Annotated in this window: 18 protein-coding genes; 2 read left to right on the top strand and 16 right to left on the bottom strand. The window is 69.4% G+C overall.

All coding sequences use genetic code 11. The features are described 5' to 3' along the window. Nucleotides 1-284 precede the first annotated feature (284 nt). The 12 genes from AOK11_RS12740 to AOK11_RS12690 form a co-directional block, all read right to left on the bottom strand. The gene (locus AOK11_RS12740; RefSeq protein WP_055593799.1) at nucleotides 285-608 is read right to left on the bottom strand and encodes a helix-turn-helix domain-containing protein; all 324 of its coding nucleotides are present in this window, start codon (nucleotides 606-608) and stop codon (nucleotides 285-287) included. After that, nucleotides 608-976, bottom strand: a complete 369-nt coding sequence (locus AOK11_RS12735) for a type II toxin-antitoxin system RelE/ParE family toxin (RefSeq protein WP_055593798.1) — start codon at nucleotides 974-976, stop codon at nucleotides 608-610. The genes AOK11_RS12740 and AOK11_RS12735 overlap by 1 nt, the downstream gene beginning before the upstream one ends. A 440-nt stretch (nucleotides 977-1,416) precedes the next feature. After that, nucleotides 1,417-1,641 carry a tyrosine-type recombinase/integrase gene (locus AOK11_RS44810; RefSeq protein ID WP_107098569.1) on the bottom strand — a complete coding sequence of 75 codons (225 nt, stop codon included), beginning with the start codon at nucleotides 1,639-1,641 and terminating at the stop codon, nucleotides 1,417-1,419. A 100-nt stretch (nucleotides 1,642-1,741) separates the two neighbouring features. After that, complete coding sequence (locus AOK11_RS12730) at nucleotides 1,742-3,169, bottom strand: FAD-dependent oxidoreductase (RefSeq protein WP_055593797.1); 1,428 nt, start codon at nucleotides 3,167-3,169, stop codon at nucleotides 1,742-1,744. 16 nt (nucleotides 3,170-3,185) lie between these two features. Further along, complete coding sequence (locus tag AOK11_RS12725) at nucleotides 3,186-4,214, bottom strand: tetratricopeptide repeat protein (RefSeq protein ID WP_157869345.1); 1,029 nt, start codon at nucleotides 4,212-4,214, stop codon at nucleotides 3,186-3,188. Nucleotides 4,215-4,258: 44 nt separating this feature from the next. Continuing rightward, complete coding sequence (locus AOK11_RS12720; RefSeq protein WP_055593795.1) at nucleotides 4,259-5,443, bottom strand: DUF4331 family protein; 1,185 nt, start codon at nucleotides 5,441-5,443, stop codon at nucleotides 4,259-4,261. 16 nt (nucleotides 5,444-5,459) lie between these two features. Beyond that, a complete protein-coding gene (locus AOK11_RS12715) occupies nucleotides 5,460-6,785 on the bottom strand; it encodes a Dyp-type peroxidase (RefSeq protein WP_055593794.1) in 1,326 nt (441 codons plus the stop codon). Nucleotides 6,786-6,869: 84 nt separating this feature from the next. Further along, nucleotides 6,870-7,487: a hypothetical protein gene (locus AOK11_RS12710; protein WP_055593793.1), complete on the bottom strand. Its 618-nt coding sequence runs from the start codon at nucleotides 7,485-7,487 to the stop codon at nucleotides 6,870-6,872. Nucleotides 7,488-7,647: 160 nt separating this feature from the next. Further along, nucleotides 7,648-8,184: a hypothetical protein gene (locus tag AOK11_RS12705; RefSeq protein ID WP_055593792.1), complete on the bottom strand. Its 537-nt coding sequence runs from the start codon at nucleotides 8,182-8,184 to the stop codon at nucleotides 7,648-7,650. Nucleotides 8,185-8,558: 374 nt separating this feature from the next. After that, entirely contained in the window at nucleotides 8,559-11,369 is a 2,811-nt protein-coding gene (locus tag AOK11_RS12700; RefSeq protein WP_079034799.1) for a helix-turn-helix transcriptional regulator, read from the bottom strand. Nucleotides 11,370-11,587: 218 nt separating this feature from the next. Continuing rightward, nucleotides 11,588-12,523: a diacylglycerol/lipid kinase family protein gene (locus AOK11_RS12695; RefSeq protein ID WP_240497324.1), complete on the bottom strand. Its 936-nt coding sequence runs from the start codon at nucleotides 12,521-12,523 to the stop codon at nucleotides 11,588-11,590. A gap of 387 nt (nucleotides 12,524-12,910) precedes the next feature. Further along, the gene (locus tag AOK11_RS12690) at nucleotides 12,911-13,594 is read right to left on the bottom strand and encodes an HdeD family acid-resistance protein (protein WP_055593789.1); all 684 of its coding nucleotides are present in this window, start codon (nucleotides 13,592-13,594) and stop codon (nucleotides 12,911-12,913) included. A gap of 454 nt (nucleotides 13,595-14,048) precedes the next feature. Here AOK11_RS12690 and AOK11_RS39720 point away from each other — a divergent pair, with 454 nt between their 5' ends. Beyond that, on the top strand, nucleotides 14,049-14,267 hold the full coding sequence (locus AOK11_RS39720) for a transposase (RefSeq protein ID WP_079034798.1): 219 nt from the start codon (nucleotides 14,049-14,051) through the stop codon (nucleotides 14,265-14,267). Nucleotides 14,268-14,813: 546 nt separating this feature from the next. After that, a complete protein-coding gene (locus AOK11_RS12685; RefSeq protein WP_055593788.1) occupies nucleotides 14,814-15,011 on the top strand; it encodes a hypothetical protein in 198 nt (65 codons plus the stop codon). Nucleotides 15,012-15,059: 48 nt separating this feature from the next. Here the strand turns inward: AOK11_RS12685 and AOK11_RS44805 are convergent, their stop codons facing one another. The 4 genes from AOK11_RS44805 to AOK11_RS12665 all read right to left on the bottom strand — a co-directional run bounded on the left by AOK11_RS44805 (nucleotide 15,060) and on the right by AOK11_RS12665 (nucleotide 19,138). Next, nucleotides 15,060-15,824 carry a glycogen debranching N-terminal domain-containing protein gene (locus tag AOK11_RS44805; RefSeq protein ID WP_055593787.1) on the bottom strand — a complete coding sequence of 255 codons (765 nt, stop codon included), beginning with the start codon at nucleotides 15,822-15,824 and terminating at the stop codon, nucleotides 15,060-15,062. Nucleotides 15,825-15,858: 34 nt separating this feature from the next. Further along, a complete protein-coding gene (locus tag AOK11_RS12675) occupies nucleotides 15,859-16,713 on the bottom strand; it encodes a carbohydrate ABC transporter permease (protein ID WP_055593786.1) in 855 nt (284 codons plus the stop codon). Between the two features lie 9 nt (nucleotides 16,714-16,722). Next, nucleotides 16,723-17,730, bottom strand: coding sequence for an ABC transporter permease subunit (locus tag AOK11_RS12670; RefSeq protein ID WP_055593785.1), 1,008 nt, complete (start codon nucleotides 17,728-17,730; stop codon nucleotides 16,723-16,725). Between the two features lie 64 nt (nucleotides 17,731-17,794). After that, entirely contained in the window at nucleotides 17,795-19,138 is a 1,344-nt protein-coding gene (locus tag AOK11_RS12665) for an ABC transporter substrate-binding protein (RefSeq protein ID WP_055593784.1), read from the bottom strand. Nucleotides 19,139-19,226: the final 88 nt, after the last annotated feature.

Here is a 19,226-nt window from a genome sequence, read left to right as displayed (position 1 = left end):
CCGAAACGGCCTGTTGTAAACGTGGAGCAAGCAGTGCGGTCGTACCCCTTGAGCCCCTCGGCGACCGGTGGATCTCGCGCGAGTTCTGACATCTACGACTGACATCAACGATGCCGAGCAGCCACTCCTAATGTCGAATGGATGGCCTTCGGACCAACCAATAATGGCGCCGAAGGCAGGTACGGTTCGAACTTTTGAAGGGGTGTCGCAGGTTCGAATCCTGTCGGGGCACCAGCCGAAAGGCCCCGGACCGATCATGGTCCGGGGCCTTTGACGGTTCGGTTTCAGGCGGCGTGCGGGGTGAAGGTGACCCGGGAGTCGCCCTCGTCGATGGCCAGGTTCAGGGTGCCGTCCAGGGCCTTGGCCAGGCGTCGCAGCAGCGGGAGCGTCGGCACGGTGTCGCCGCCCTCCATCCGGGACACCTGAGGCTGCGTCATCCCGGCCCGCTCGGCCAGCTCGGCCTGGGACAGACCGAGCTCGATCCGACGGTCGTAGACCGCCTGCCCGAGATCGCCGGCCAGCCGCGCGTCGACGTATTCCTGGTCGTACTCCACCGCCTCACCCGCAAGCTGCCGGGCCCGGCGCGTCCTCCACGTGCTGTGATTCATCAGCTCTCCTTGCGCCGCTCGTAGGTGTACTGGGCATGACCATGCTCGGCCTCGCAGACCTTCTGGGCCTGGTGCGCACGCTCGACTTCCGCCGCCTCACGCATCCTCGTCTTGCGGAAGACCGTCAGCAGAACGATCCGCTGCCCAGGAGCGAGCCAGTACGGGATGCGCACGGCCTCGCCGTCCAGCTCGAAGCGCAGCTCACGCAGTTTGCCGCCCAGGTGCCGCGAGTACGGCTCACCGAGCGTCGTCGGCTCGTCCAGCAGACGGTCCGTCTTGTCCTCCACCCGCCGGTAGAGACGAAACGGAAGCAGCTCCAGCCAATCCCGCACCTCGGGTTCGATCTCGATCTCCCACCGCTCCATCATGCAATCAACGGTATATACCTCCAATTGCATAGCGCAAGCCTCCACGGACCTCCGCGGCCCATGTCTCCCCTGGCCGCGCGCCCGCGGCCTGCGACAAGAGGTCTCCCCTGCAGCCGGCCCGGAACGGATTCAGCACACATGAGGCCGGGAAACCCCGCGGACACATGAGAACTGCGGAGGGGTGTTTTCCCAGGCGAGGCACCCTGCTACCACTTTTTCCGCAGGTCACAGACCTGCCCAGGGAAAACTCCTAAAGCGGGTGTCGCAGGTTCGAATCCTGCCGGGGGCACAACGCATTACCGCCCTGACCTGCATCGGAGCATCAGAAATGCCCCTCGGAGTAGATCTCCGAGGGGCATTTTCACCTTCCATGGGAACGTATGGGAACGCGCTGTCAAGCAGCATCCTCCGTGGGAACCTCACCGTCTTCCGAGGGAACGTCAGGCCTCTCCTCCGGTTCCTGGGTGACGTCCCGCAGCGCTGGTGAGCTGCGTGGAACCAAAGCAGGGGGCCTCGGCTTGGGCTTCCTCGGACTGCGGCAGTACCGAGGTGTACGTGTCAGCGGTCAGCGAGTAGGAGGAGTGCCCCAGCAGTTTCTGGATGGCCTTCATGTGCAGGCCGGCGGCCAGAGACAGGGTCGCCGCGCAGTGCCGCAGGTCGTGCAGCCAGAGCCGCCCCGGACCCGGGCCCTGCCGCCGCGGCGTTCCTTTCGGCGATCGACGCGGGCGAGTTGGAGAGGCATGTGCTGTCCCGGCACGGCCGCCGTCACTGTGCCGCGTCGCCAGTGCCCCCGCTATCAGCTATGCCCATCAGCTTGGTCAGCCGGGTCAGGCCGTCGACAGTCGCGTCATGGTAGGCGTAGCTGTAGGTGGGGGTATTGAGCGCGAGTGTGAGGAACAATTCCACCCTGCCTCCGAGCTGGAGGACGACGTGGCCCAGGCCGACCACTTCGGAGGCGATGTCGCCGAAGCAGTGGACGCCGAGCAGCTTGCGATCATCGGCGCGGAAGATCAGCTTCAGCAGCCCGCCGTGTCCGGCGATCGCCCCGCGCGGGGTAACGGCCAGGTCGCAGCGGCCCACCGCGTAGGGGATGCCGGCGGCCTGGATCTGTTCTTCGGTCGCCCCGACGCCGGCGACTTCGGGTAGGCCGTAGACGGCGCTGCTGGCGGTCTGGTCGATCTCCACGCCGAAGACGAGTCCGCAGGCGTGGGCTGCTGCTGCGCGTCCTTGCTGCATGGCGTTGGAGGCGAGCCCTGGTTTGACCACGTCGCCGGCTGCGTAGATCCCTGGAGCGGTCGTCCGGTAGTAGCGGTCGACGATGATCCGGCCGCGGGCGTCGAGGTGCACGCCGGCCGGTTCGAGGCCGAGGCCTTCTGTGTTGGGGGCGCGGCCGGCGGCGAACAAGACGGCGTCCCCGGTCAGGACGGTGCCGGTCGAGAGCCTGACAGTCAGCCGGCCGTCGATGCGGCTCACCGTGTCTGCGCCGGCGCCCAAGACCAGCTGGACTCCGCGCCGCCGGAACTCGTCGGCCACCAGCCCGGCCAGTTCGCCGTCGATGTTCGGCAGCAGGCGATCGGAATTGCTGATGAGTGTGGCCGGGACGCCCAGCGCGGTGAACACGGTGGCGAACTCGACGCCGATGGGGCCGCCGCCAACGATGACGATGTGTTTCGGGACGGTGCGAAGCGAGTAGATCGCGTCGGAGTCGTAGACGTCCGGATCGTCGAAGGGAATGCCCGGGTAGTGCGTCGGGCGTGACCCCGTCGCTATCAGGACCGCGTGCGCCGTGACCTCGCGCGCCAGTCCGTCGGGCGAGGTGATGTGGACGGTACGGTCCGCGTCGAGTCGGGCGGTTCCCTGGAGGTAGGCGATGCCGCGTACGACGAGCCGGTGTGCGACGGCTTCCTGCAGCACGTCGCGCACATGCTCGATTCTGGCGCGGAGGGTGGGCATCACCGCCTCCAACGGCGCTGCCGCCCGGACGCCGTAGACCTCCTCCTGGCGGTAGCCGGTCAGGTAGAGCGCGGCTTCGCGCAGAGCCTTGGTGGGCGCGCCGCCGGTGGTCGTGACCACCCCGCCGGGCGTGTTCCGCTCGACGATGAGCACCTTGCGCCCGAAGACGGCCGCGAGCTCGGCCGCGACCTCCCCGGCCGGGCCTGCGCCGATCACCACCAGGTCGTAGCTGTCGTCCATGGCTGCATTTCCAGTCCTACGTGTCGGGGTCAGCAAGCCATGAGTCGGTCGGCCATGAGTCGGTCGGAATGACGCGGTGGGGCAGGGCCAGTGCGCGGGTTGCCCGGTGCGCGTGATTCCGCGAGACCAGTTGGAGCCCTTTTGGCCGATCGCCACCCACGGTGAGCCAGAAGTCGGCGGCGTGATCGACGAAGGCCTCCGGATGGCGCAGGACCAGCTCGTCGTAGCGGGCCGCCGCGCTGATGCGCCATTGCTCGGCCTCGTGAGGGTGGCCGGCGTCGCTGAGGACGCCGGCAAGGCCGGCCGCGTACTCGGGGTCGTCGCTGGACAGCGCCAGGGGGCGCAGGCGGTCGATGGCGGCGTCACGAGCACCCAGGGCCGCGTCGACCTCGGCGAGGTGGCCCATTGCCGGGGCGTAGGCCGGCACCCGGCTCACGGCGGCGTCGAACCAGGCACGGGCGGCGGAAAGGTTCCGCTCGCCGAGCCACATCAGTCCGCGCCGGAAGTCGAGCTCGGCGACGGGGAACGGCGAGACACCCCGATGGCGGCGTCGCGCCTCGATGAACAGGTGCTCCGCCTGGGCGACTTTCCCGCGCTCGGCCTGGAGCACGGCCAGCGCACTCAACGTCGTGAAGTCGGGCCGGCGTTTTGCTGCGGTCCGGCGCAGCACGAGGGCCTCGGCGTAGCACGCGACCGCCTGGAGGATCGCCGCCTGCTCCGCGTCCAGCGTGGCCTGCTCCGAACCTCGTCGCCTTGCGGCGTCGAGGTCGGCCAGTGCCTCGGCGAAGCGGTGGAAGGTGGCTTGCGTCCTGGCCCGGACGAGCCAGGACGCATCGTCGTCCGGCGCGGCGCGTACCAGCTGCTCGGCCAGCTCCGCGGCGCGTTCGTAGTCGGCGATACGGCCCAGCACCTGCCCGCGCAGGATGAGCAGGTCGACCAGGAGGGCCTGTCCGGCCACCTCCGCAGGTGCCGCTGTCGTCTGCCCTGATCGTGGCCCATGGAGCCCCGCCACCAGACTGTCGATCTGGGCCTGCAGGTTCGCCACGGCGATGACCCCGCTGGTGGTGGCCGGTCGGCGGTCGTCCTCGGTCAGCCCGGTGATGATGCTGCCTCCTTCGGTGGCGCCGACAGCGCGGCGAAGACGGTCTTCAGATCCGGCGGATTCGGGTTGGGGGGAACCAGGTAGGGAAACGTGCGGGACACCGGCTGGGTCGGCTGGTCGACGCCGTCACTGATCCGCGGTCCGTCGAGGCCGCCGACCAGCAGGGTGTAGAGCGTGTCGATGATGTCGTCCTCGGGCGACCGGCCGCCGCAGGTGGTGTGCGGGCGGCCCGTGAGCACGGCGCGCTCGATCTCGAGGTCGCTGCCGTCGGAGAACGGCTTGGACGTGTCGACGACGAGGAAGTCCGCCAGCAGCAACTCGGTCAGGGGGTGGACGCCCTGATCGTCGAGCGGCCAGTCGGTCTTGCCGTCCAGCCGGTCGAAGAAGGCCAAATTGGCGCTCAACCGGGCGCGGTAGGCTCCGACGTAGTCCTGGCTCAGGTTGAAGGCGTCCTCCGCGTTGTAGAGGTCGCGGATCTCGAGATCGCGGTTGACGGGATCGAACTTCGAGCTCCGCATGATGACGTTCTTGATCTCCGGTCGGCCCATGCGCTCCAGCCGGACCGGGTGACCGTGGGAGGTCACGGTCTCGCCGACGACGGCCATCAGCGGGCCGGTGTCGCTGCCGAGCACCGTGGCGATGTCGAGTTCGAGGACGATGGCCAGCACGTTCATGCCGTCCAGGGAGTTGGCGGCCCTGGCCTTGAACGCCAACTGCTCCTGCGCCTCGGTGGCCAACACGCCTGCCAGGTCGATGAAGAACGGATCGAGCCGCGCACCGGCGAAGATCCGCACACCGCGCGTCTCGGTCGGCTGCTTCTCGCCGACCCGGAACGGGATCTCCGCCCCGCCAGGCGTGGTGCACGTGCCGGCCTGCACCACGGTGCCGGGGCCGTCGCCCGGGGACGGAACGGCGAAGCGGAAGTCGAAGGTGTACTCGTCAGCGCCGGCCACGAAGGCCGGTGTGCCGCCGGCCGTCGTGGCCGTCACCGGCCGGAGACGGAAGCGGTAGTCGAGCGCGTCGGAGAACAGGGCCGTGGGTGCGGCAGCCGGGAATACGTCCAGGACGAGCACCAGATGACCGGGCTGTTCCGGGCTGGGGAAGGCGTACACGTCGGTGATGTCGGACGCGGGGTCAGCAAGGGCCCGCGGGCCGGAGAAGTGGTCTGCCATGATGAACCTCCTGATCTCAGGTGTCGAGATCGGCGAGCCAGCGCAGCGCCCGGAGGCCGGGCATGAAGCAGTACTCTCCGCCCCGGTTGACGACGAAGTCGGGCAGCCCCCGGAGGCGGCGGCGGATCGGGCGCTGCGGGATGGTGAACTCACCACCGTCCTGCACACCGATCAACGGGTCCCGCTCGGCGGGCGCGCCGATGAACTTGCCGTCGTGCACCCACTGCTTCTGGACGAACTCGAACTGCCGAGCCAGGTGCGCGCCGACGAAGGCGAACATCAGGCCGCGTTCGGCACCGTCGTCCTCCAGCACGCCAGGGGGCAGCGACGGGCCGTAGTTGGTGCCGCGCCGGATCATGCGGTGCAGGCGCACCTGACCGGTGATGACCGAGTCGCGGGCGTTCATCCGTCGGGCGTGCGCGCCGACCGGGCACTTCAGGCCCCGCGGGTCGTCGCCGTAGAGGAACGCGTTGTTGCGCGTGGGATCGCCGCCCAGCTCGGGGTTGTCCTTGTCCGGGGACAGGGCGAGTGGCGCGCCACTGGGCCAGCGGCCGACGAACTTGGCCGCGAGCCACGTGGCCTCGGTGTCCGCGGCGTTGTCACGCAGGTACCGGCGGAAGGCCGCCACGCGCTGGTGCAGCTTGCGGAAGGCCACGTAGGTGCCGTTGCGGCCAAGCACCTCGGGCTGCGGCATCGGGGGCAGGTCGCCGTTCTCGTCCTCGTAGCCCAGGACGAACTCGCCCGCCTTCAGCGGTGCCTCGTGCGGGTTGCTGCCGAGGATGTTGGTGCCCTCCACGGTCGGCTCGCTGATGCTGTCCTTGAAGCCGAACTGCTCGCGCCCGTCCGGCGGCACGTGTACGTCAAGTTGCCAGATGGGCGAGACGCCGCGCAGGTCGCGGACCGCGTCCTGCGCCAGGACGACCAGGGCCTCCATGAGGGCGGTGTCCCGCGCCAGCGCGGCCACCACGAGGTGGACGTCCTTCGAGCCCAGCGGCGCCTCCCAGTGCTCCGGTGCGTTCTCCCCGACGTCGCCGATCTCGGCCGCGCGAGCGGCCATGCCCAGCTGGAACTCGGACGGGAAGGTGGCCAGTGACTCCGCCGGCACGCCGATCGCCTCGAGCCCGGCGAAGCTGAGCCCCACCCCGAGCGAGACCGGCCTGCCCGGGTCGAACGAGGACACCGGCTCCAGAAGGGGGATCAGCCGCCTCAGCAGTTCCCGCGCCGCGTGCCGGTCATCGATGCGCAGGGCCAGATACGCGCCCGCATACGGGTTGGGCCGGGGCGTCAGGGCAGCGGCCTGGATGTCGCCAAGTTCGAGCGCGGCGCCCGTGTCGGTGGTCATGGTGCTCCCTCAGCAGTCGTTGACAGCACTGTCCAGTGGGCTCGCGGGGGCGGCGGCGCCATCCCCGCGGGACCGCCGGCGGGCTCAGTCGGCGGCCATTTCGAGCAGCGGCTTCAGCGCCGGGTGCTGGAGCGCCTCCGCGGCGCGAGAGTCGTCGAGCACCTGCTGGAAGGCCTCCTGCAGACGCTGGGCCTTGACGATCTGCGGCATCGTCCAGGCGCTCAACTGGTTGAAGTACCCGGTGGCGGGGCTCTGCACCGACTGGACGATCGCCTTGAGTCCGCCGACGGTCCGCTTCATCTGCGCCTCGATGTCGGGGTTGTCCAGGCGGAACTTCTCGACCCCGCCGGACGATTCGACCCACGCCGAGACGTCCGTGTACTGGGCGGTGTGCTGCAACCAGTCCAGGAAGTGCTCGACGCCGATCTGGACGAAATCATCGAAGTAGGGGTCCCAGTCGTTCTCGAAGGTCGTGGCCCACATCAGCCGTTGCCCGTTGTCGAAGATCACGTGGCGGCTGTCCCGCAGGCCGGTGTGGATGTTCTTGTCAGGGGGGATTTGGCGGAGCACGTCGGCGAACCGCTGAGTCGCCGCGCGCAGCTCGTCCTCGTGGCCGGGCAGGACGTTCCAGTACGTGGCCAGCTCGGAGATCACTCCGTCGCTGAGCCCCTTCCCCGACTTCACATTGGTCTTGGTTGTCATGTCTTCCTCCTGTACGAGCCGGGCGACCCGTCGCGTTGATCCCGTGAGATGTCGTGACCTCGGTGGACTCCTGATCGGGATGTCGACCGCCCCACGAAACGCACGTCTTGCCGCGGACCGCAGGACCCGCGCCGCCGACCCCGCGGGTCCGTCGGCCGGTTCAGTCGGCGGCCATTTCGAGCAGCGGCTTCAGCGCCGGGTGCTGGAGCGCCTCCGCGGCGTGAGGGTCGTCGAGCACCTGCTGGAAGGCCTGCTGCAGGGCCAGCGCCTTCAAGACCTGCTTCACCGTCGGCTCGGGATAGGCGCAGACAAAATTGCCCGCCACCACCGTGTGCTCCTTGAACCACTCCTTGATGTGGGGGGACTTGACGCCCGGGTAGCCCTGCACGTGCCCCCAGGTCTCGTCGAAGGCCCGGCCGATGTCCGTGCGGGCGAAGTCGTCGATGTACACATCCCACGGTCCATCGAAGCTGCTGGCGAACATGAGCCGCGTGTCACCGTCCAGGAGGACGAACCGGGCCTCGTGCAGCGTGCCGATCTCCTTGATGGCCTGCTGGATGTGCGGGTCCGACCTGTGCCGCTCCAGGGTGTCGCGCAGCGCCTCTTCGCGCCCCGGGATGACGTCCCCGATGGCGAGGAACTCCGACCTCGGTCCCACCTTCAGTCCCGCCCGGTACTCGTTGATCGTGCTTGTCATGGCTCCCTCCTATGTGCGCTGTGTCACCTCTCGCGTTGACGCGAGAGGGCGGGCGTGCCGTCGGTGGCCTGCTGAGCTCGATGACGACATTGCGTGAACCGCCGACCGCCTCACGGATAGAGCGCCCGGTCACCCCGGACCCCACCAGCAGCATCGGCGCAGGTCGCCTCCGCCCATCCCGCGATGTCATCGGCTTCGACCCCAGCGTCTGCTCGGCACGGTCCCCTCACCAACGACGCTAGGGCGCGGCAGACGACGTGGAATCCCCGAAATCCTTAGTCCACCGCTCCGGGCGAGTGTCGATTCCGGGGCCACCGGCCGACCCGATCGGGCTTCCCGGATCCGACGACGACGCTCGATGGCAGGCCGCGGGATCAGCGGCGTCCACCGAGGAGGGAACGGTCGGAGGCGGGGATCGGGGGGAAGACACCGGAGCTCTTGTCGAGGACACGGTGGGCGAGCTGGGTGCGGGAGGTCACCCCGAGCTTCCGGAACACCTTGCGCAGGTGGTACTCCACGGTGCTCGGGCTGACGAACAGCTGCGCGGCGATCTCCCGGTTCGCTTCTCCCAGGCTCACCAGGACGGCGATCTGCGCCTCCTGGGGGGTGAGCTCCTCGGGAGTCCCCAGCTCCCGCTTCCGGGCGCACTCGCCCGTGGCGCGCAGTTCCACGCGCGCCCGCTCGGCGAAGCCGTGGAGGCCCATGCCGTCGAACATGTCGTGCGCGGTGCGCAGCTGGTCGCGTGCCTCCCCACGCCGACGCTGGCGGCGCAGCCACTCGCCGTAGAGGAGGTGGGCGCGGGCGAGCTGGGGAACGGCTCGGGTCCGGCCGAGGAGCGGGAGCGCGTCCTCGTACTCCTGCCGGGCCTCGGCCGGGGTGGCCAGCAGGGCCCGGGAGCGGGCGAGCAACCCGAGGGCGAGGGGAGTGCCGGTCGCGGTCGCGCGGTCCTCCAAACGATGGAGTGCGCGTTCTGCCAGGTCTCGCCGACCGGCGCGGACGGCTGCCTCTACCAGGTCGGGCAGTGCCTGGGTCCCGACGAGCGGCGTGTCGTCGGTGTACGCCGGATCCAGGCATCCGATGGCGGAGCCGTAGTTGCCGAGGCTGATCTCCAGCACGCCGAGGAAATAGGCCGCCATGGCCATCTCACCGGCGGCGCCCCTGCCCGGGGCCTCCCGTGCGACCGCCGCCGCGGTCGCACGCGCTTCCGCCTCGCGGCCGCTCAGGCTGAGGGTGAGCAGCGTGTGCGCGCCCGTGGGAGGGACGATGGCGGGATTGTTGGTCATCTCCGCCAGTTCGTGCGCCTCCGCCTCCGCGGCCCGGGCCGCGGCCAGCCGTCCGGCGGGCCCGTCGACATAGGCGCTCCGAAAGGCGAGCGCGCCGGCCAGCCTGGCCAAGGCGCCGCTCGCGCGAGCCCGGTCGATCCAGTCAGTGGTCAGTCGCTCCACCGAGGCGTCGTCCAATAGATCGGCGGCCGCGACGGCGGCCAGTTCCAGTCGTTGGAGCGCGACGTCGGGGTCCACCTCGTCCACGAGGAAGGCCTGGATCGTGCGGCGCAACGCCGGCATGGCCGCCGCATAGCCGCCGGTCACCCGTGCGGTGTAGCCCTGGAGCAGCAGATTGGCCGCCGAGTCCGGAGGATCGCCCGTGGGTGGGAGGTTCCGCGCCGTTCGGGCGTTCTCGTGCAGGAGGGAGGCGCTGGGCGCCCACCCGGCGAACACCGCGGCCTCCAGTGCGGAGAGCAGCGCGTCCCTCGCGGCGCGCGGGTCGAGCGGCCGCAATCGCCGTGCCGCACAGGCCAGGACGGAGGCGGACTCGGCCACCTGTCCGCAGTGGAACCGGATCCTTCCCTTCAGCTCGGTCGCCTGCGCGGTCGACAGCGGATCGTGCAGACCCGTGGCGGCCTCGGCCAGCAGGGCCTCGGCCCGGTCGACCGCCCCCGCGACCACGTGGGCCTGTGCTGCCGACAGTCGGCGCTCGGCCCGCCGCTCCTCGTCGGGGGTCAGCAACGCCGCGCGCTCCAGGAGCGCAGCCGCGGCGGCGTAGCCACCACGGCTCCTGGCCCGGTCCGCTGCCGCCACAAGCTGATCCGCGACCCCGTCGTCGGGCCTGGCGGTGGCCGCGGCCAGGTGCCAGGCCCGGGGAGCCGGATCGCGCTGCGGATCGCAGGCCGCCGCGAGGGCCCGGTGGGCCTCCCGCCGCCGACCCGGGGCCGCGGCGTGGTAGACCGCCGAGCGGACGAGCGGGTGGGAGAACCGCACCTCCGGCCAGAAGGCCACCATTCCCGCGGCCTCCGCGGGCACCGCGGCGGCCTCCGGGATGCCCAGCGCGGCGGCCGCGTGCCACAGCCGATCGCCGCGGCCCGGCTGCTCCGCCGCCGCCAGCAACAGCAGCGTCTGTGTGTCCGTGGGAAGTTTCCGCACGCGGCGCCCGAACAGGCCTTCGAGCTCGTGGCCGACGGGCAGCGGCTCGGGCAGCGGTACCTGTCCGCGCAGTTGCTCCGGGGTCAGCTCGGCCGTGGCCTCGACAATGGCCAGGGGGTTGCCACCGGTCCCGGCGACGATGCGCTCCGCCACTCCGGCCTCGGGGGGCCGGCCGACCGCGGTCGCCAGCAGCTCGTGCGCGTCCGGCTCCGGCAGGCCGGCGAGCCGAAGACCCGGCAACGCCTGCAGATGGGGGTCCGGCTCCATGGTTTCCCGGATCGCGAACAGCATCCCGACTTTGTCGGCCAGCAGCCGACGGGCCACGAAGCCGAGGACGTCGGCGGACTCGTCGTCCAGCCACTGCGCGTCGTCGATCACGCACAGGACCGGCCGAACCTCGGCGGCGTCTGCCAGCAGCGTCAGCACGGCCAGACCGACCAGGAACGGATCGGCCGGCGGCCCGCTCACCAGTCCGAAGGCCACGCCCAGCGCCCGCCGCTGTGGCCCGGGCAGCCGGTCCACGCTGTGCGGGAAGGGGACGAGCAACTGGTGGACAGCGGCAAAGCCCAGGGCCATCTCCGACTCGACCGCCACCGTCCGGACGATCTGCAGGTCCGCGGCACGCTCGACCGCGTAGTCGAGCAACGCCGACTTCCCCACTCCGGGCTCCCCGCGGAGGACCAGCACCCCGCTCATCCCGGCCCGCACGCTGTCAAGCACTTGGCGGAGCGCCTGCTTCTCCGCGCGACGGTCAATCAACCGCACTTAACGACCGTAATCCTCATCGCCCTTTTGTGCAGCTTCCCGACCGGCGGCATCCACGACCCCCACCGGAGCGACGACACGACACGCCATCATTCCCACGTGATCACCGACCCTCTGCCCGACCAGCGGAAACGCGGTCCTCAAGCCCGGAAAGACAACAGCTTCCCAAAAGGACAAGCTCAGTGGTCCCCATGTTGGGCTGACCCGCTGGTCAACCGTCAACCGTTGCCCCCTGCTCGCAGTGCTCCCGGGCGCCCGGGCACGCGCTCCGGCGGGATCCCCGGCCGGTCCTTCGGCAGCAGCACACGCAGGGCACCCGGCCGAATTCCACACATGACGGGGAGAGGGAGCGTCACCGCTTCGCCGTCGATCCCCGCGTCCAGGTGCCGCACGTCACCGTGCAGCGTGATACCGGAAGCCGACCAGACGACAGCCCCTTCACCTGCCGGACCAAGACCGCGCTTGTGTCGTCGCAGTTCGCTGCGCAGGTGCCGGAGGAGATCCGGGGGCGTCTCCGTCGGGCGCTTGAGGACGATGCCGCCCAGCAGTCCTGTGCTGAGCGAAAAGCGACGCCCCAGCCAACGCGGTGTGGCCAGGTGGTAGGGGTTGTTGGAGATCAGCACCACCTGCGGGAACTCGACGGCCTCCCATGGGGTGTCCACGCAGGCCTCGACCCACTGCTTGCCCTTGAGGTAATCGGGTGCCACCGCAGCGAAAGCGCGCTTCTTGCCCTCCCGGTACCCGGGCTCCAGCAGGGCGTCGGCGTACATGCCGAAAGAGACGTTGTTGACGAAGACGCGCGGGCCGAGCACCCCCAGGTCCACCCGTGCGGGCTCACCGTCGACCAGGGCGCCCAGCGCCTGCGCCGGATCGCGGACGTCGAGGCCCAGGTCCCGGGCGAAGTGGTTGCGGGTGCCCGCCGGGATCACGACCAGCGACCGGCCCGTGTCGGCGGCCACCGCGGCGACCGCCGATACAGTGCCGTCGCCGCCCGCGACTCCCAGCACCTGTGCCCCCTGCTGGACGGCGTTCCTCGCGAGCGACGCCGCGTCCTCATCCGCGCTGGTCATCCAGACCTGGGCGCCCATGTCCTCGGCCCGCTGGACCAGACCGTAACGAGCAGGCTTACCACCGCCCGAGCGCGGATTCGTCACGATCACCACCCGGGCACGCGTCCGAGCGCCGGCCATCACCGCACCCACTTTCGCCGCTGAGGCCGGCCTTCGACCGACCGATTGAAGCCGTAGGACCAGGCTGGCAGATCCCGCGCCCTCTTAGCTGGCCGGGAACGACCGCTCGGCGCCTTTTCCCTGCCCCGGGCACGCCACCAGATCGGAGCTGGTTCTCCAGCCGGATCGATAGCTGTGCAGGCGCCAGACGGAAGAGCTGGTCGTCTGATGGCACGGGCACGTCCTCGCCGGGAGCGGCGGCAGCCGGCGGAGGGCCTGACCAGCGGTGGAGGGCGCCGATGAGCTTTGCGTGCCGCAGACACCCAGTACGGCGGGCGCTGCACAAGCGGGGTGCCGGAGCCTTTGCCGTGATCAGTGTTGGGGATGTGGCTCGGAGTGGAACAGAGGACGCCGCCGCCGCTTGGCAGCAGTGCCTGGAGCGAGGCGGCCGACTTCGATCCGCATCTTGATGGCGTGGAATACCTCAACCACCCCAAGAACTAGGGCCATGACGCCCACCGCCAAGGTGAGCGCGGCAATCGAGGTGAACGGTGAGACGATCAGCACGACGCCCGCCAGCATGCTCATGATCCCGAAGAACAGCATCCAGCCACGCGCCGGCATGGCCGGGGCGGAGGAAGCCGTGGCCGTCATCATGATGCCGCGCAGCAGCCAGCTGAAGCCGATCCACAGGGCAAGCAGCAGGACCGACTGCAGGGTGCCCCGGAAGCAGATCAGACCGAGCAGGACGGAGAGCGCCCCCGTGATGAAATGCAGTGCCCGAAGATGACCGGGAACGTGAGTGCCGAAGGCGGCGGCCAGCTGGAAGACTCCGGTGACCAGCAGGTAGATGCCGAAGAGCACGCCGACGACCTGCAACGTCTCTTTCGGCCAGGCAAAAATCACGACCCCCAGGGCGATAGTGGCCAGGCCCATGGTGAGAAGGATCTGCCAACTCAGGTTCGCCAGGGCACTCGGCTTTCCCATCGCAGAGGTGTCTCGTGGCTCCGCGCCGTGCGGAGAGTTGATATCCGAGGAACCGGAGGGATGCGTCATGGTGTCTCCTCCTTCCGGGAACGACGTGGCCGAATTTGATGTACTTCCATCGTCACCCGTCCAGCCCCGTATCGCTCGGTCAGAACACAGGTTCGCTCGTGCCACATCGGTGCCCCCGGACTTGCCCGTTGGCCGGCTCCCTCGGCTCTTACGAACACGAATCGTCGAGGCTGCGGCGCAATCCCCAGGGGTGCCCGTGTCCGTCGTGTACATGCGGATCGACCGGGGGTGATGAACGCGTCCGTACCTCACTTCTCTGGACGCAACCCGGGCCATCCCTGGGCCGTCCGAGGCCACCCGACAGTGGCCAATACTGACCAACGACGATCACCCAACCACAAGCCCCCAACGCCCCGACCAGCAAAAACCCAGCTCCCCAAGATCTGAGGGGTCCCGAAGATCTCGGACAGGGACCCAATAGGGTTGTCCTGTAAGGAATCGAGGGAAGAAGCAAGTGGCACGTCCAAGTCCGTACTCGCCGGAGTTCCGCGAAGAAGCGGTCCAGCTGGCACTGAAATCCAGCAAGCCGATCGCTCATGTCGCCCGGGAACTCGAGATGAATCCCGAGACGCTGCGCACGTGGGTACGCCAGTATGAGCGCGAGCACGGACGGCAGGGCGGGCCGCTGCCGGCATCGGGCGAATCTCGGGTGATAGCACCGTTGGCGAGCTGAAGGTCGAGGTCCAAGCGGTTGTGCTCCCCACGGTGCCGCCCGGCCAGCACGCGGTCTGCGTCATCGAGGAAGGAAAACCGCCCCAACTCGTGCTGCGAGAGCACCTCGCCCAACCGGCCGAACCGGGCCACCTGCTACTGCCCCGTCGGTGGGTCGTCGAACGATTGACCCATCGGGATGGATCACGCACGCCCGCCGGCACGCGAGGGACTGGCCCCAGGCTACGGGCTCCCACCCGCTCACAGCTTTGCAACCGGAGCGGGCATCCGTCCGGATTCAGGGCTCCACCCTCAATCCGGTGGCCGACCGGAACGGATTCGGCACACATGAGGCCGGGAAACCCCGCGAACACATGAGAACTGCGGAGGGGTGTTTTCCCAGGCCAGGCACCCTGCGACCGCTGTTTCCGCAGGTCACAGGCCTGCCCTGGGAAAACTCCTCAAGCGGGTGTCGCAGGTTCGAATCCTGCCGGGGGCACAGAGAAAAGCAGACCGGAGGCCCTGCCGCCCGAGTGAGCGGCAGGGCCTCTGCGCTTGCAGCACGCATATGGCAGTGGGTGAGCTCAAGGACGCGTCCGGCGTGCCGCTCGGAAGGCCGGGCGCACGTATGGGGTGGAAGACGACCACCCATCTCACCAAGGGCCGGCTCTTCGTGCTCGGCGAGCGGGGAGTGTCCGCTGAGATCGAACAGCGGGCCGCGGATGCCGCCGCGGCCGTGGCCCGAGCGTGGCGCGACCGACGCTGAGCACGCTGCCGGCCTGATGCGAGGAAAGCCGGAGGGGTCGTCCCGGCTCTACGCGGTGGCGTGACTCCCCCAGGTTGTCACCACTGCCAGTCCCTCCGGGGCCGTCACCTCCACCGAGCCGTCCGCCGTCAGCGTGACGTCCAGCCGCCCGCCGCCGACTTGGAGCCCCGTCACCGTCAGCGGGGCGTGTCTCCCGGCGAAGGTGGGGGCCACGGTGACCGTGCCGGCCGGGACGTCCGCATCCAGGCCGAGGACCGAGCGCAGTACCAGGACCGAGGAGCGGCTGCCCACGCCTGGGGTCGGCAGGACGCCGGGTAGGGGGCTGGGTACGGGCCCGCCTCCCTGCCGTGGCCGGCGAAGAGTTCGGGCAGGCGGGCGTCGAATGCCGTCGACGCTGTCAGTAGGCCCTCTGCCAGTGATGCGGCGGCGTCGGGAAAGCCTGCCCCGGTCAAGCCGTGAAGGGCGATCACAGTGTCGTACGGCCGTGACGGTTCGGCGGCGGTGCAGGGCGAGGGCCGGGTCCACCGCCACCTCGTCGAGGCCCCGCAGGAGCGACCGGAATTCCGCCCGGTTCGCTCCCCTCAGCCCGCCGTCGACCGGAGCGAGGGTGATGCCTTCGGTTGCGACGGTCAGCTGGGCCGACGCCCTGCGGTCACCGTGGTAGAAACCGGCGGCACCCCCGTCGAGCTGCCCGTCCGCGCGGGAGATCGCCGGACTCGGCGCGCACAGGGTGAGGACCGCGTCGTGCAGGAACGGCAGCAGGCCCTCGCTCGCAGAGGCGGCCGCCGGGGCGTTGGCGGTGGGGTGGTCCACACCAGCAGTACCTCTCGGGAACTCGGGAAGCGGCTCAGCCCTTGACGGCTGAGCTGGCGACACCCTGGACGAACCAGCGCTGGAAGAAGGCGAAGACGATCAGGACGGGCAGGACGAGCAGGACGCCGAAGGCGAGGATCTGGCCCCAGTCCGGGGGCAGCTGGGCCTGGAAGACACTCATCTCCAACGGCAGCGGGCGTACCGAGGGGTCGGAGACCATCAGGACCGGCCAGAGGAAGGAGCCCCACTGGATGAGGAAGGTCAGGATCGCCACGGACGCGAAGGCCGGCTTCGACATCGGGACGATGATCGCGAAGAAGGTGCGCCAGGGGCCCGCGCCGTCGAGACGGGCGGCTTCCTCGATACTCGGCGGGATCGAGCGGAAGAACGTGTGGAACTGGTAGACCGAGAAGGCGTTGGCGATGAACGGGATCGCCTGGATGAACAGCGTGTTGCGCTGGTCGTTGAACATGTAGAAGAGCGGGACGGCCACCGACTCGAACGGGACCAGCAACAGCAGCAGGACGAGGGTGAAGACGGCGTTCCGGCCACGCCACTTCAGCCGTGACAGGCCGTACGCCGCCATCGAGTTGACGAACAGGCCACCCGTCACCACGACGAACGACAGCAGCAGCGAGATGCCCATGAAGCGCCAGAAGTAGCCGGTGCTGTCGGAGTTGAGGCTGTCGAGGACGGCCGTGTAGTTGTCGAAGGACAGGTGGGTCGGGAGGAAGCCGGACAGGCCGTTCAGGACCTCGTCGGACGGCTTGAGGCTGCCCATGAACAGGTAGATCACCGGCAGCGCGAAGATGAAGGCCAGCACGCTCAGGACGGCGTAGTCGAGGAAGCGGCGCAGGGGTGTGCGGGTGAGGCCCGTGTGGATGCTCATGGTCAGTCCTCAGTCCTCGTTGTCGGGCCGGACGACGCGGCGCTGGATGAGGGTCAGGACGACGACGATCAGGAAGAAGACGACGGTGATCGCGGACGCCTGGCCGACGTTGTTCTGGTCGAAGGCGGTGGTGACGGCCTGGTACATCACTGTGCGGGCGGCGTCCTCGTTGAGGCCGCCGCCCTTGACGAGGACGTACACCTGGTCGAAGACCCGGAAGGAGAGCACCGAGGTGAGCATGGCGACGAAGACGAGGGTTCCGCGGATGCCGGGCAGGGTGACGTGGCGGAACTGCTGCCAGCGGCTCGCGCGGTCGAGTTCGGCGGCTTCGTAGAGCTCGCCCGGGATCTGCTGGAGGCCGGCGAGCAGGATGACCATCTGGAAGCCGACTCCCTGCCAGACGGACAGCACGATGATCGAGGCCATCGCGGTGGCGGAGTCGCCGAGCCAGTCGAAGGCGCCCCAGTTGCCGAAACTCACCGCGTGCAGCGCGGAGTTGAGCATGCCCTGGTCGCTGCGGGCGAGAATGAGCCGCCAGATCACGGCGACCAGCGCCATCGGGAAGACGACCGGCATGAAGAAGAGGGACCGGAACAGGCCGATCGCCTTGAGCTTGCGGTTGAGCAGGATCGCCAGCCCGAGTGCCAGCGCCGTCTGCACGGGGACGACGACCACGGCGAAGGTCAGGTTGTTCAGCAGGGCCCGCAGGAACGGGCCGGACAGGTCGGGGTCGGTGAACAGTCGGCGGTACTGCTCCAGGCCGAAGAAGGCCGGCGCGAGCGGGGAGCCGAGGCGGACGTTGTAGAAGGAGAGGACGACGGCGTAGCCGAACGGGACGCCGACGAAGGCGACGAGTCCGACGACGGCAGGCGTGGACATGAGCAGTCCGTGCAGCCAGTCGCGGTTCTTGCGCACGGAGCGCGCCGGGCGCGCCGGGCGCGCGGGCTTGTCGGCGGTCACGGGTGGGGCCTTCTCCCGGGCGTGGGGCGCGGCGTGTGCCGGTTCGGCGGATGTCACGGATGGGTCCTGTTCCCGGCGGGGGCGGGCACGGCGTGCGCGGGCCCGCCCCCGGCCTATGGTCCTACGGGATCTCGTAGCCGGCGTTGTCGGAGAAGTCCTGGTCGATGGCGCGGGCGGCCTTGGACAGGGCGCTCTTCGGGTCGGCGCCTCCGTAGACCGAGTTGAGGGCCTCGCTGAACTTGGCGGTGATGGTGGGGTATCCGGCGGTCACCGGGCGCGTGACGGCGACGCAGGACTTGGTGATGTCGCTGTCGCCGCAGGGCTTGGCGAGCTGGTCGGCGAAGAGCTGGAGCGGGCCGCTCTGCTTGTACAGGGGGGACGCGGCGAGCGCTGTCCTGGTGGCGGGCGGGGCGCCGTTGGCCGTCGTCATCGCGGTGACGTTGGTGTCGTTGAGGAGGTAGTCCATGAAGGCGCCGGCGGCCTTGGCGTTCTTGGTGCCGGCGCCGATGCCCCAGGCCCAGGATCCCTGGCCGGTCTTGGGGCCGTTGCCGAAGTCGGGCAGCGGCAGGACGACGAGGTCGTCACCGAGGGCCTTGCTGTAGGTGGGGTACATCCAGTGGCCGACCCAGCTCAGGGCGACGCGGCCCTTGGCGAAGGCGTTGCCGTCGGTGTTGGGGTCGACGTACGTCTTCCAGGACTGGACGGTCTTCAGCGCCGAGACCGCCGCCGGAGTGTCGAGGGCGCCCTCCGCCTTGCCGTCCTTGAGCAGCGAGCCTCCGGCCGACCAGACCACGGGGGCGAAGCCGTAGGCGCCCCACTCGGTGGCGAGACCGTTGTTCTCCTGGATGTCGAGGGTCTTGCCGTCGGAGTCCTTGGCCTTCAGCGTCTTGAGCGCGTCCGTGAACTGCTCCGCGGTCCAGCCGTCGGACAGGCTGGTCGGGTACTTCACGCCGGCCGCGTCCAGCAGCTTCTTGTTGCCGTAGATCCCGAGGCCGGAGTCGTACATGCCCAGGCCGTAGTGCTTGCCGCCGATCTCGCCCTGGGACTTGCTCGCGTCGGTGGCGTTGGCCATCGTCTTGGCGGAGACGTAGTCGTCGATGGGTGCGAGCTTCTTGTTGTAGACGAAGTTCGCCATGGTCGGGCCGTCGAACTCCATCACGTCCGGCAGTTCGGAGGCGCTGGTGGCGGTGATCGTCTTGGTGTAGTCGTTGCCGGGTATCAGCTTCAGCTCGACCTTGATGTCGCTCTGCGAGGAGTTGAAGGACTTCACCGCGGCCTGCACGGCGGCGTCCTCGCTCTTCTGGCTCTGGTGGGCCCAGACACTGATGGTGCCCTTGCCGCTGCCGCCCTCCGCGGACGCGTCGGTGCCGCCGCCCCCGCCGCAGGCGGCCAGTGCCGCCAGGGGCAGGGTGAGAGCCAGGCCCGTACAGGCTGTGCGGCGGTACCTTCTGCTGGTCGAACTCATGGTGTGTGCCTCCGTGCTGTGGCGAGGGTTCGAGGTGCGGGAGTGCTTTCGAGGCGTGGGGGTGTGGGGCTCGAGGGGTGTCAGTGAG

It is taken from the genome of Streptomyces hirsutus (assembly GCF_001418415.1).
Classification (GTDB): Bacteria; Actinomycetota; Actinomycetes; order Streptomycetales; family Streptomycetaceae; genus Streptomyces; species Streptomyces hirsutus.
The sequence above is the reverse complement of the archived record's forward strand: the minus strand, read 5'-3'. Positions and strand labels throughout refer to the sequence as shown.

What these genes read in the sequence shown, in the direction of transcription:
- AOK11_RS12715 (WP_055593794.1), bottom strand. Translation starts at nt 6,785, where the DNA reads ATGACCACCGACACGGGCGCCGCGCTCGAACTTGGCGACATCCAGGCC.
- AOK11_RS12730 (WP_055593797.1), bottom strand. Translation starts at nt 3,169, where the DNA reads ATGGACGACAGCTACGACCTGGTGGTGATCGGCGCAGGCCCGGCCGGG.
- AOK11_RS12675 (WP_055593786.1), bottom strand. Translation starts at nt 16,713, where the DNA reads ATGAGCATCCACACGGGCCTCACCCGCACACCCCTGCGCCGCTTCCTC.
- AOK11_RS12720 (WP_055593795.1), bottom strand. Translation starts at nt 5,443, where the DNA reads ATGGCAGACCACTTCTCCGGCCCGCGGGCCCTTGCTGACCCCGCGTCC.
- AOK11_RS12705 (WP_055593792.1), bottom strand. Translation starts at nt 8,184, where the DNA reads ATGACAAGCACGATCAACGAGTACCGGGCGGGACTGAAGGTGGGACCG.
- AOK11_RS12740 (WP_055593799.1), bottom strand. Translation starts at nt 608, where the DNA reads ATGAATCACAGCACGTGGAGGACGCGCCGGGCCCGGCAGCTTGCGGGT.
- AOK11_RS12685 (WP_055593788.1), top strand. Translation starts at nt 14,814, where the DNA reads ATGGCAGTGGGTGAGCTCAAGGACGCGTCCGGCGTGCCGCTCGGAAGG.
- AOK11_RS12735 (WP_055593798.1), bottom strand. Translation starts at nt 976, where the DNA reads ATGATGGAGCGGTGGGAGATCGAGATCGAACCCGAGGTGCGGGATTGG.
- AOK11_RS12690 (WP_055593789.1), bottom strand. Translation starts at nt 13,594, where the DNA reads ATGACGCATCCCTCCGGTTCCTCGGATATCAACTCTCCGCACGGCGCG.
- AOK11_RS12710 (WP_055593793.1), bottom strand. Translation starts at nt 7,487, where the DNA reads ATGACAACCAAGACCAATGTGAAGTCGGGGAAGGGGCTCAGCGACGGA.
- AOK11_RS12665 (WP_055593784.1), bottom strand. Translation starts at nt 19,138, where the DNA reads ATGAGTTCGACCAGCAGAAGGTACCGCCGCACAGCCTGTACGGGCCTG.